Consider the following 12,872-nt stretch of genomic DNA (forward strand, 5'->3'; position numbering starts at 1 on the left):
AAGATATGTCCCTACTCTATGAGCTTCGATACTTAAAAGATTGAACCGCCAAGTACGTGAACCGTATGCTTGGTGGTGTGAGAGGTCGACTAGTCAATTAATGACTAGTCTCCTACTCGATTTGGCGTAGTTATTATTACGAGAGCAATACGTTTATCGTCCATTTTACTGATTGAAAAATCTACTTTATTAAAAGTGATTGTCGGATTTTCACCGTGAGCTGGAATATGACCAAGTTGGTGAATGAGGAAGCCGTTTAGCGTATCAAATTCTCTAACAGGTAAACCAATTTGGAACTCCTCTTCTAACTGATACAAACTAATAATACCCTCTACAGCATACTTATTCTTACCAATATGCTCAATTCCTTCTTCATCAATATTCAAAATTACATCTTCACTTGAAATTTCACCAACAATTTCTTCGATAATATCCTCAATCGTTACAATTCCTTCCGTACCACCGTATTCATCAAGGACAATTGCGATGTGGATATTTTTCTTTTTCATACTTGTGAATAAGTCATCGATTTTCTTCGTTTCAATCACAAAATGAGGTTTGCGCATCAGGTCTCTGATTTTAAATTCATTAGCTTTAAATGTTTCAATCGAACGAAGAAGATCTTTCACATGTAAAACACCAATAATATTATCTACATCCCCTTCATAAATCGGAAATCGACTGTAAGGGTGCTGATTAATGACCTCCATTGTTTCAGATATTGTAGCATCAACAGAAATGACAGACATATTGGTCCGATGCGTGAGAATATTAGAGACAAGTTTATCGTTAAATTCAAAGATGCGATTAATCATGGCTTTCTCAGATTTATTTATCGCACCACGCTCGCCACCAACATCTACCATCATTCGAATCTCTTCCTCGGTGATCTCTTGATTTTTAGCATGTGGATCATTTCCAAGTAACCGAACGACAGTATTAGTTGAAATGGTAAGAAACTTAACGACCGGTGAAAATATCTTAAATAAAAATGTTAGCGGACGGACAATTGCTAAGGCTACTTTTTCAGATTTTTGTAGGGCAAGTTTCTTTGGTACAAGTTCCCCTAGTATCAATGTAAAGTAAGCCAAAATAATCGTTATTAAAACAACACTAATCGTATGCAAGGTTGCTTGGGGAACAGGAAGACCGAGAGAAATTAGCCAAGCAGAAAGTGGCTCTGCGAAGAAGTCTGCAGCAAACGCACTCGCTAGGAAACCAGCTAATGTAATTCCAATCTGTATTGTACTTAGGAATCTACTTGGTTCTGATATTAGGTTATTTAATAAAATATACTTTTTCTCACCCTTATCAGCCAATTGTTTTACTTTATTGTCATTTAGGCCAATTAAAGCAATTTCTGAAGCAGCAAAAAATGCATTAATAAAGATAAGGATGATAAGTGTTATTATTGCAAGACCCAATAAAATTCCTCCTTATTCTTGTAACTCTGTCCACTCTTCAAGCAATTGTTCAATTTCTTGCTTAAGAAGTTGTGTTTTTTCCATTAACTCTAAAGATTTCTCATGATCTTGAAAGACTTCAGGCAGAGTCATTTCTTCTTCTAATGCGGAAACTTCTACTTCCTTTTCTTCAATTTGAAGCTCCAATTCCTCAATTCGTCTTGCTATTTTTCTTTTTTCGCTTTGAATTTGTTTATCTTCTCTAAAATTACGTTTTCGCTCATCCATCTTTTCATTGACAACTTCTGTTTCTTCTAATCGAGCGATCTCAGCTTTTTCTTGGAGCTTTTCCGTATAATAGTCATAATCACCAAGATACAATTCGATGCCATTTTTAGTCATTTCTGCTACGTTATCAGTAATCCGATTAATAAAGTAGCGGTCATGGGATACGAAAAGAATCGTGCCTGGAAAGTCCATTAATGCTGCTTCCAGAACTTCTTTACTATCAATGTCTAGGTGGTTCGTCGGTTCATCGAGAATAAGCAAGTTTGCTTTTTGCATCATTAATTTAGCCAATGCTAGTCTTGCCTTTTCGCCACCACTTAGGGAATTAACTGGCTTTAATACATCATCCCCACTAAATAGAAAATTACCTAGAACGGTACGGATATCTTTTTCGAAAACATTTGGGTACTCGTCCCATAGTTCTTGTAAGACTGTTTTGTTTGTTGATAATTCAGCTTGTTCTTGGTCATAGTAGCCAATTTCAACGTTTGTTCCTAGTTGAAAATTGCCTTCACTTGCTTGTAGTTTTCCAATAATCACTTTAAGTAAACTTGTTTTTCCAATTCCGTTTGCACCAATAAGAACCACTCGCTCCCCGCGACTTAATTGCAGGTTAGCATTTTTGAAGATTGGTTCTTCATTTTCATTGTAACGGAATGCAAGATTATTAATTTTTAGTACATCATTTCCACTACGTTTAGCTACATCAAAGGAGAAGGAAGCAGCAGCTTCACTACCTAGTGGACGATCCATTCTATCTAGCTTTTCCAATTGCTTTCTTCGACTCTGCGCACGTTTTGTTGTGGAAGCACGTGCAATATTTTTTTGGATAAAGTCTTCCATATTTCTTATCTCTGTTTGTTGTTTCTCGAATTCTTTCATCTCTTGTTCATAGTCAGCAGCTTTTTGTTCAAGAAATTTACTATAGGAACCGACATATTTCTTTGTCTTATGTCTAGAAATCTCATAGACGATGGACACTGTTTTATCTAAAAAATACCTGTCATGTGAAACGATAACAACGGCGCCAGTATAGCTATTAATATAGTTTTCTAACCAACTAAGTGTGGCAATATCCAAGTGGTTTGTCGGTTCATCGAGAATTAGTAACTGTGGCTTTTGTAATAATAGTTTTCCTAAAGCAAGCCTAGTTTTTTGCCCACCACTTAGCGTGCTAATTTCTGTATCATAATCATAAGAAGAAAAGTTTAGTCCTGTGAGAACAGACTTAATTTCTGACTCGTATGTATAGCCGCCACCAGTTTGATATGCTTGCTGAAGATTGTCATAATCCGTTAATAGCTGTTGATATGCAGTACTCGAATAGTCAGAAGTGTTTTCCAGTTGCTTCTCTATAGTACGTAAATCTTCTTCTTGTTTTCTTAATGAATCGAAGACAGTTAATAGCTCATTCCAAATTGTTTTACCAGATTCAATCGTCATATGCTGAGAAAGATAGCCGAGTGTGAGATCTTTCGGTTTTATTAAATCTCCTTCATCATGTGTAAGCTCACCAGCCATTATTTTCAGTAATGTTGATTTCCCAGCTCCATTTCTGCCAACGATGGCAATCCGGTCGAAATCTTTAACTTCCATTTTAATATTTGATAGTATATTTTCAGCACCAAAAGACTTTGACAGTGCATTTAATTGCATTAGTATCATAAGTTCACCTCATTAACTCTATTGTACCTCACTTCATTATATACGAAAACGATAGGTTCACACCTATAAGTGAATCTAATAACTTAAGAATGAATAGAAAAGAATAATAGAGGAAAAAAGTGCTAAACATTGTGAAACTTATCACGACATTTAGGTAATTTTCTGGTAGAATAGAAGGAGATAAAAAGTTACTGATGAAATGGGGATTTAATAAATGAAGCAGAATAAAATACCACAGGCTACTGCAAAACGTTTACCACTCTACTATCGGTATTTAAATAATTTAAATCAACAAGGCAAAAAACGGGTATCTTCAAAAGAGCTGTCCGAAGCAATTAAAGTAGATTCAGCGACAATTCGTCGCGACTTTTCTTATTTTGGTGCACTAGGGAAAAAAGGTTACGGCTATAATGTGGAATATCTATTAGGATTTTTCCGTAGTACACTTGATCAACACGAATTAACAAATGTTGCCTTAATAGGAGTCGGTAATCTAGGGACGGCATTTTTAAATTATAATTTCACAAAGAATAATAACATCCAAATAAAAATGGCTTTTGACAGTGATGAGACCAAAGTTGGGCAAGATATTGCTGGTATTCCTGTATATGGAATTGATCAACTTTCTGAGAAATTGGATGATATTGAAGTTGCAATTTTAACAGTACCTGTGTCAGAAGCAGATGCAATAACAGAAAAACTCGTAGAAAGTGGCATCAAAGGAATTCTTAACTTTACACCTGTGAGGATAACTGTTCCAAAAGATGTACGTGTGCATCACATTGACTTAACGGTAGAATTACAAGCGTTAGTTTATTTCTTAAAACATTACCCGATGGAAAATAAATAATTAAATTTAAATAAAAAATGGATTCAGAAGCATAGGAGCTTTTCTGAATCCATTTTTTTATAGTATATGGAAGAAAATTGTTTGCAAATCGTCGAGCATTTTTTGTATTTCTTCTGGAGTATAAGAAAGTTGGGCAACTACTACCATTGTATTCATTCCAGCGTGTACTAGAATTGGTACGAGTATCCTTTTCGTTTTGACATATAAAAATGCGAAGACAAACCCCATCGATGCATACATTAATAGATGCGTCGGATCCATATGAATAATCCCGAAGATGAGCGCAGATAATAATGCAGCTAGAAAGAAGTTCATGCGTTTATATAAACTACCAAAAATAATCTTTCTAAAAATGATTTCTTCTAAAATCGGGGCAATGATTGCTGGCACCAAGATAAATAATGCATTTGACCGAGCGATGTCCATGATTTGCATGGTATTTTCAGAGCCTGGGTTAATTCCAAGAATTTTTGTTTCAATAACAGCTGCAATTGCTTGTGCAATAAACGCGAGAAAGACTCCAAGTATCGACCACCCAATAATTCCACTAGTAGAAGCTGCGTCTGGGTGTGCACGCATTTGCATGTCTGGTTTCATTAATAGTAATACAACTACTAAAGCAGCGAAAAAGCTGAATATTGACCAGTAAATAATATATTGTGTATAACTTTCTGGATAAAAGCTTTCTACGAAAACTGCTACGGGAAGACCAGAGAATTGCATAATTAAATAGGTTAAAATGACATACCAATATCTTTTAGGCAAAGAAAACGACTCCTTTTTATAGTAAATGAATAATCTTAAATAACAATGTGGGAAAGCCGCGTCCAGCTCCAGCGCTAAAGCGACTATCAAACTTCGCACTTCTCCAGTCGATAAAGAAGATTTGCTGATTCGCTTGCGCTTTTGTTCTTGTATCTTAAGTATTTTATCACACATACTACTAAGGTTTAACCAAAGTGGCGTTAAAATGCGAAAGAATTTCATTAAAATATTTTTATAAAAAAATGGATGACATTACTTGCATTTTTTATCTTAATTATTTATGATATGAATAGTGTTAGCACTCGGAGTACTTGAGTGCTAACAATCACAATAATTGATTTAGGATCAAGGAGGAATTCTAGATGATTAAACCATTAGGAGATCGCGTTGTTATCGAGCTTGTCGAGCAAGAGGAAACAACAGCAAGTGGAATTGTACTTCCAGAATCAGCACAAGAAAAACCACAAGAAGGCCGTGTTGTAGCAGTTGGTTCAGGCCGTGTTACTGACAGCGGTGAAAAGGTTGCATTAGAAGTTGCTGAAGGCGACCGCATCATTTATTCGAAATTTGCAGGTACTGAAGTGAAGTATGAAGGTAAAGAATATCTAATTATTAGAGAAAATGATATTTTAGCAGTAATCGCTTAAATTTAACAAATACAGATTTAAATAGTTTAAAGAATTAGAGGAGGATTTTTTTATGGCTAAAGATCTTAAGTTTAGTGAAGACGCACGTCGCGCATTAGCTCGTGGTGTGGATACATTAGCAGATGCAGTAAAAGTAACTTTAGGGCCAAAAGGTCGTAACGTTGTATTAGAAAAATCATTTGGTTCACCATTAATTACAAATGACGGTGTAACAATTGCGAAAGAAATCGAATTAGAAGACCGTTTTGAAAATATGGGTGCACAGTTAGTATCTGAAGTAGCATCAAAAACAAATGATGTTGCTGGTGACGGTACAACTACAGCTACAGTTCTTGCACAAGCAATGATTCGCGAAGGACTTAAAAACGTTACATCTGGTGCAAACCCAGTTGGAATTCGTCGTGGAATTGAAAAAGCTGTTGCAGAAGCAGTTACTGAGCTTAAATCTGTTTCTAAATCAGTTGAAAACAAAGAATCAATCGCACAAGTTGCATCAATTTCAGCTAACGATTCAGAAGTAGGCGAATTGATCGCTGAAGCAATGGAACGTGTTGGTAAAGATGGTGTAATCACGATTGAAGAATCAAAAGGATTCAACACGGAGCTAGAAGTTGTTGAAGGTATGCAATTTGACCGTGGTTATGCATCACCATATATGGTTACAGACCAAGATAAAATGGAAGCTGTTTTAGAAAATCCATACATCTTAATTACAGATAAGAAAATCGGTAATATTCAAGAAGTACTTCCAGTACTTGAGGAAGTTGTTCAACAAGGTAAGCCATTACTTATCATTGCAGAAGATGTTGAAGGTGAAGCACTTGCAACACTAGTTGTAAACAAACTTCGTGGTACATTCAACGCTGTTGCAGTTAAAGCACCAGGATTCGGTGACCGTCGTAAAGCAATGCTTGAAGACATCGGTGTTCTAACTGGTGGAGAAGTAATCACAGAAGACTTGGGATTAGATCTTAAGAGCGCAACAGTTGCTCAATTAGGTCGCGCAGCTAAAGTTGTTGTAACGAAAGAACATACAACAATCGTTGAAGGTGCTGGAAATCCTGAAACAATCTCTAGCCGTGTTGCACAAATCCGTGCACAAGCTGAAGAAACAACTTCAGATTTTGATAAAGAAAAATTACAAGAGCGCCTAGCTAAATTAGCTGGTGGTGTAGCAGTAATCAAAGTTGGAGCAGCTACTGAAACTGAACTTAAAGAACGTAAACTTCGTATCGAAGACGCACTAAACTCTACACGTGCGGCAGTAGAAGAAGGAATCGTTTCTGGTGGTGGAACAGCTCTAATTGAAGTATATAAAAAGGTAAGCGAATTAGAACTAGAAGGCGACGAAGCAACAGGTGTAAATATTGTTCTTCGCGCAATTGAAGAGCCAGTTCGTCAAATCGCAACAAACGCTGGTCTTGAAGGATCAATCATTGTTGAAAGATTGAAAGGCGAAGAAGTTGGCATCGGATTCAACGCAGCAACAAACGAATGGGTAAACATGATCGACGCTGGTATCGTTGACCCAACAAAAGTAACTCGTTCCGCACTACAAAACGCGGCATCAGTAGCAGCTATGTTCTTAACTACTGAAGCAGTTGTAGCTGATAAGCCTGAAGAAGGCGGAGCACCTGCAATGCCTGATATGGGCGGTATGGGTGGAATGGGCGGCATGATGTAAGTTGCCCTCCAAAACCTTGATATATAAGGGCTTTAAGTAAGAGAAAAGCCATTTGGCTAACATTTGGCTAACATTTGGTACATTATTGTAGGCTTCTCATTAGTTGACCAAACTTTTGAGAAGCCTCTTTTTTTAATTCTTTTGTAACATGAAGATAAATATTTCTGGTTGTTCTATCTTCGGTATGCCCTAATCTATCCATTATTTCTTCTAAACCAACCTTTGCTTCCGCAAGTAAGGAAGTATGTGTATGTCGTAAGGAATGAGGAGTTAATTTTTGATTTAATCCCACTAATTTTAACAAGCGTTTCATTCTATTTTCTATCGTTTTAGTAAAAATAGGATAGCCAGGATGGTTGCTTGTTTTTGAAAAAATAAACTCCTTATCATAATAGTCATTTCCCAATGCTTTCTTCACTTTTTCTTGAGTTCCTTTATGTTTCTTTAGTGCTTCAATAACAATATCTTCAACGACAATTGTTCTTACTGAACCAGTTGTTTTCGGTGGAACCAATTGGTATTTTAGAGTGTTATTCGTTGGGTTATAATATGTTTTTATAATTCTTATGGTATTTTCTTGGAAGTTAATATCATTCCATTTAAGGGATACCAATTCACCAACTCGCATTCCAGTGTAAGATAGTGTTAAAAATATCAAGAAGTCCATCTCTAGACCTTTATTAGCAGCAGTATTTAGCAGTAATGCTAATTCATCTTTCTCCAAATAGCTCGGAACCTCAGGCTTTTCTAATTCTTCAATTGTTTTCTTTTGTTTTTTGATAACTGCAAATTCTGTAGGATCCTTTTTTATGATTTCCATCTCAACAGCTTTCCTAAATATCATTCTACCAGTTCGATGAATTCCATCTAACGTGTTGCCAGCATATTTTTGTTTTAAGTCATTCAGTGTATCTTGATACTTTTTTAAAGTAATGTCCTTCAAATTTAGATATGCAAAATAAGGCATTAATTTATTTATCTCATGTTGCCTAACTCGAACAGTACCAGGTTTAACATCACGACTATGACTATAGATAGAAAGCCACTCTATTGCAAATTCCTTAAATAATGTACTTTTTTCTTCTATGTGTGTTCCTTGGTTTAATTCATAAAGTAATTCGTTAGCGACTAATTGTGCTTCTTCTCTTGTTTTAAATCCACTTCTTTGTTTTTGTCTTCTCTTCCCAGTTCTTGGATCTATTCCGACTTCTATTGTGAAAGCCCATTGTGAACCACAAGTACATCTCTTTTTTTTGCAAGTACATCTTCTTCTATAAAATGAACCTTTCATATTGTTCATCCTTTCATCTCATACGAAATATCTTAATAGAGATTATTACCAAATATTGATAATGAAATACTAATCACTTTTATCATCTGCAGAAGGAAATTCAAATTTAATCGTATTTTCTAAATGGAAATTATTACTTTATGAATATATATTTATAAATACCTACGAGGGTATGATCTTGAGTGATAATATACATTATTTTTTAAGTGGTTTAATATCCATACGAACTATAATATGAAAAAATCAAACTGGTCTTTAAAATTTACTTTTAAATAACCCCTACTATTATGATAGGTAGGGGTTATTTGGTAGTTATTCAGATTGTTGAGATAAAAAGTGTTCATACATTACTAAGGTATTATTGGAATTTGAATGGCCTAGACGGTTAGCAATGGTTTGGATATCTATCCCTTCTGAAAATAGATTAAATACATGGATACGTCTGATATCTTGGAAATTTATATCATTAACTCCAGCTACTTTGATAATCCTTTCTAATGCATCATTAAGGCTAACAGGGTTTAGAGACTTGCCATTTTCTGCACTAATTACTAAATAATTGTTCTGAAAGTTTTCCATTTGTAATTTTAAATCTTCTTGATTCTCTTTATGAGAAATTAACTCTTCTACTAGGAATTTCGAAATAGGTATTCTCCTACTAATGTACTTGGAAGGTTTAGAATAATTCACTTGAATATATTTTTCTTCAAAGTTGATATCACCCCATTTTAAACTCAAGATTTCTCGAGCGCGTAATCCAGTGAAAATAGCAATGAAAAAAGCTATATATTGCTCTTCAGTTCTACAAGCTATTATAAAACGGTCCACTTCATCTATCTCCCAAGTATTTGTTTCTTTTTGATTTACTATAGGAGAGTCTATAAGAGAAACAAAATTCGAAGGTATTCTTTCCCATACATCAGATTGTTCCAAGTCCTTATGAATCTCTAACAACAATGTTTTTAGTTCAGCTTCAGCATCAATTTTTTTTAGAAATCCATCTACTTTTTTCAGCTTCCTTTTTCCAGTTTTCAAATCAACACCCATATCTATTACGTAGGCATATGTCTTTCCTGTTTTAATTATAGAACCTCTCATGTTATCTCCAACCTCATTCGTTATTATTCTTTAAATCTAAAAGCAAATAAATAGTCTATCATTATAATGACCATTTATTGACTTTCCTATAACCTTTTCACTATATATTCTTATTTTTAATAGATTCTTTATTAAATTTCCACATAGATTGAATATGGTGGTGATTTTTAGCTTTCATGTGGATTCCCCTTCTAATATTGTCAACGTAAAAAAATCAATAACAATTAAAATTGCTTGATTATATAGAATTTATAATATGTCTAATCCCACCAACAAGATTCTACATGCTATGATACAATTGTAATTATGTAATCATTATAAATTAGACCAATAATTGTAAAGTGAGGAACACAATATGTCAGGATTAAATACAAAATTATTTAGCGCTGCAGATAGTCTGCGCAGTAAAATGGATGCATCCGAATACAAAGATTATCTATTAGGATTAATTTTCTATAAATATCTATCAGATAAATTACTTGTAAAAGTAGTTGAGCTAGCTGATGAATCAGTAGAAGAATATAATACACAGGAAAAACAGACTGAATTATATCGGGAACTGCTTGCCGATGTAGATGTAAAAAATGATTTAATAGAAACATTAGTGGATACATTAGGACATCATATTGAGCCAGATTACTTATTTAATGTTTTGGCTGATGAAGCAAAACAAAACACATTTCAACTGAATGATTTAAATAAAGCATTTGTTGATTTATCTACGAGTTATGAGCAATTTAGTGGGTTATTTGATGATGTGGATTTGACTTCTAAAAAACTCGGGTCAGACGATCAGCAACGCAATATCACAATATCCGATGTGTTGAAGAAGTTAAGTGAGATTGACGTTATGGGTCATGATGGAGATGTCATCGGTGATGCTTATGAATTTCTAATTGGAGAATTTGCTTCTGAAGCTGGAAAGAAAGCAGGGGAATTTTACACCCCGAGTAAAGTATCTGATATGATGGCACAAATCGTTGCACTTGATCAAGAGGATAAAAAGTTATTCAGTGTCTATGACCCAACAATGGGATCAGGTTCATTGATGCTTAATGTACGAAACTACCTTAACTATCCAGAAAACGTTAAATATCACGGGCAGGAACTGAATACTACTACATATAACCTAGCAAAGATGAACTTAATCTTACACGGTGTAAGAAAAGAAGATATGCGCGTACGTAATGGTGATACATTAAATAAAGATTGGCCTACAGATGAACCCTATCTATTTGACTCTGTCTTGATGAATCCACCATATTCAGCCAAATGGTCATCTGATAATTCATTTTTAGATGATTCACGTTTCAATCGCTACGGAAGATTAGCCCCTAAATCAAAAGCGGACTTTGCTTTTCTTTTACATGGTTTCTATCATTTAAAAGATACAGGAAAAATGGCAATTGTATTACCCCATGGTGTTTTATTCCGAGGAGCTGCAGAAGGTGTCATTCGTAAAAAGTTACTAGAAGACGGTAGTATTGATACGGTTATTGGCATGCCAGCAAATCTGTTCTTTGGAACATCGATTCCAACAACCGTCATTATTTTAAAGAAAAATCGCGACAATCGTGATGTGTTCTTTATTGATGCTAGTAAAGAATTTGAAAAAGGAAAAAATCAAAATAAGCTAACGAAGGAAAATGTTGCAAAGATTGTAGACACTTATAAAAATCGAAAAGACGTAGAGAAATTTGCACATCTAGCAACATTTGAAGAACTTAAAGAAAATGACTTTAATTTAAATATCCCTCGTTATGTAGATACCTTTGAAGAGGAAGAGCTAGTTGATATGGCAGAAGTTGGTACATCGATTCAAGAGATACGTAAACAAAAAGCTGAATTAGAAAAAAGTTTATATGATACCATTTCTTCGTTACAATATGATAAGGAAAATGAAGAATGGATTAAAGGTGCATTAGAGGTGTTTAAGCGTGGGGAATAAGTATACACCAGAGATTCGGTCACTTGGTTTTATTGAAAAGTGGAAACTTCGTATGCTAGGAGAAATTTCAACTAAAATTGGAAGCGGAAAAACCCCCAGAGGTGGAGCTAAGATTTATGGAACTGAAGGAATACCTTTATTACGTTCACAAAATATATTTAATGATAAAGTGAATTTTAACGATGTTGTTTATATTACACCCGAAATTGATGAAAGCATGGCAAATAGTCGTGTTCAAAATGGCGATGTATTATTAAATATTACTGGTGCCTCAATTGGTAGAAGTGCGGTGTACAAATTTAGTCATGAAGCCAATGTAAATCAACATGTTTCAATAATTCGTCCTATGAGTGAATTTGATCCTTACTTTATACAATTAAATATTACATCTGAAAAAGGTCAAAATCAAATTGAATTAAACCAAGCAGGCGGAGGAAGAGAAGGTTTAAACTTCCAACAAATAGCAAAAATGCGTTTTTATTTCCCATCTTTGGAAGAACAAAAAGAGCTTGGGGACTTCTTCATACAACTTGACAAAACTATCGCTATTCATCAGCAAGAACTAGACGCCCTTAAACAAACAAAACAGGCGTTTTCAGAGAAAATATTTTCACAGGAAATCCGTTTTAGGAAAGAGGGCAGAGAAGATTTTCCAAATTGGGAAAAGACCGCTTTATCGGAGTTATTATCTATCCCTAATAAGGAAATGGAACAAAATATTTCAAAAAATAAATTATTAACAGTAAAACTCCATCTCAATGGAGTACAAAAAAATGAAAATACCGATACACTGAAACTAGGTTCAACAAATTATTATAAAAGAAAAGCTGGACAGTTTATTTATGGAAAGCAAAACTTTTTTAATGGAGCTTTTGATATTATTCCAGATAGATATGATGGTTATTTATCATCAGGAGACGTTCCTACTCTGAATATTGATAAAAATAAATTATTCCCTTTGTATTTACTTTATTATATGAGTAGGGAAAGTTTCTATAAAAGAGCTGAAAAATATTCTAGTGGTACAGGAAGTAAACGAATTCATGAAAGTACATTATTAGAATTGAACATAAAGTTACCTACCATGGAAGAACAACAGAAAATCGGCAACTTTTTCAAACAACTGGACAAGACAATAGCTCTACACGAACAAGAACTAGAATCCATAAAACAAACCAAAAAAGCCTTCCTACAAAAAATGTTCGTCTAAAAATAAAAAAACAAGAAAGGAGG

10 protein-coding genes are annotated in these 12,872 nt (G+C 34.5%); 5 read left to right on the forward strand and 5 right to left on the reverse strand.

Annotated features, from left to right (window positions below; translation table 11 throughout):
- Positions 1 to 104: 104 nt before the first annotated feature.
- Both ACXYMZ_RS14890 and ACXYMZ_RS14895 read right to left on the reverse strand, forming a co-directional pair.
- On the reverse strand, positions 105 to 1,424 hold the full coding sequence (locus tag ACXYMZ_RS14890) for a hemolysin family protein (RefSeq protein ID WP_458949195.1): 1,320 nt from the start codon (positions 1,422 to 1,424) through the stop codon (positions 105 to 107).
- A 12-nt stretch (positions 1,425 to 1,436) separates the two neighbouring features.
- Positions 1,437 to 3,356: an ABC-F family ATP-binding cassette domain-containing protein gene (locus ACXYMZ_RS14895; RefSeq protein ID WP_458949196.1), complete on the reverse strand. Its 1,920-nt coding sequence runs from the start codon at positions 3,354 to 3,356 to the stop codon at positions 1,437 to 1,439.
- Positions 3,357 to 3,570: 214 nt separating this feature from the next.
- Between ACXYMZ_RS14895 and ACXYMZ_RS14900 the strand changes: the two genes are divergently transcribed.
- On the forward strand, positions 3,571 to 4,206 hold the full coding sequence (locus tag ACXYMZ_RS14900; RefSeq protein ID WP_458949197.1) for a redox-sensing transcriptional repressor Rex: 636 nt from the start codon (positions 3,571 to 3,573) through the stop codon (positions 4,204 to 4,206).
- A 57-nt stretch (positions 4,207 to 4,263) separates the two neighbouring features.
- On the opposite strand, the gene ACXYMZ_RS14905 is transcribed toward ACXYMZ_RS14900, so the two are convergent.
- Positions 4,264 to 4,971, reverse strand: a complete 708-nt coding sequence (locus ACXYMZ_RS14905) for a CPBP family intramembrane glutamic endopeptidase (protein ID WP_458949198.1) — start codon at positions 4,969 to 4,971, stop codon at positions 4,264 to 4,266.
- 362 nt (positions 4,972 to 5,333) lie between these two features.
- Between ACXYMZ_RS14905 and groES the strand changes: the two genes are divergently transcribed.
- Complete coding sequence (groES, locus tag ACXYMZ_RS14910) at positions 5,334 to 5,618, forward strand: co-chaperone GroES (protein ID WP_458949199.1); 285 nt, start codon at positions 5,334 to 5,336, stop codon at positions 5,616 to 5,618.
- 52 nt (positions 5,619 to 5,670) lie between these two features.
- The gene (gene groL / locus ACXYMZ_RS14915; RefSeq protein ID WP_458949200.1) at positions 5,671 to 7,302 is read left to right on the forward strand and encodes a chaperonin GroEL; all 1,632 of its coding nucleotides are present in this window, start codon (positions 5,671 to 5,673) and stop codon (positions 7,300 to 7,302) included.
- Between the two features lie 82 nt (positions 7,303 to 7,384).
- Here the strand turns inward: groL and ACXYMZ_RS14920 are convergent, their stop codons facing one another.
- Both ACXYMZ_RS14920 and ACXYMZ_RS14925 read right to left on the reverse strand, forming a co-directional pair.
- The gene (locus ACXYMZ_RS14920) at positions 7,385 to 8,593 is read right to left on the reverse strand and encodes a site-specific integrase (RefSeq protein ID WP_458949201.1); all 1,209 of its coding nucleotides are present in this window, start codon (positions 8,591 to 8,593) and stop codon (positions 7,385 to 7,387) included.
- A gap of 312 nt (positions 8,594 to 8,905) precedes the next feature.
- The gene (locus ACXYMZ_RS14925; RefSeq protein WP_458949202.1) at positions 8,906 to 9,691 is read right to left on the reverse strand and encodes a tyrosine-type recombinase/integrase; all 786 of its coding nucleotides are present in this window, start codon (positions 9,689 to 9,691) and stop codon (positions 8,906 to 8,908) included.
- A gap of 355 nt (positions 9,692 to 10,046) precedes the next feature.
- On the opposite strand from ACXYMZ_RS14925, the gene ACXYMZ_RS14930 reads away from it, so the two are divergent.
- Together ACXYMZ_RS14930 and ACXYMZ_RS14935 are read left to right on the forward strand one after the other, a co-directional pair.
- Entirely contained in the window at positions 10,047 to 11,639 is a 1,593-nt protein-coding gene (locus tag ACXYMZ_RS14930) for a type I restriction-modification system subunit M (protein WP_458949203.1), read from the forward strand.
- On the forward strand, positions 11,629 to 12,849 hold the full coding sequence (locus ACXYMZ_RS14935; RefSeq protein ID WP_458949204.1) for a restriction endonuclease subunit S: 1,221 nt from the start codon (positions 11,629 to 11,631) through the stop codon (positions 12,847 to 12,849). Before ACXYMZ_RS14930 ends, ACXYMZ_RS14935 begins: the two co-directional genes overlap by 11 nt.
- The last annotated feature ends 23 nt before the right edge of the window (positions 12,850 to 12,872 follow it).

This window comes from Oceanobacillus sp. CAU 1775, assembly GCF_054482815.1.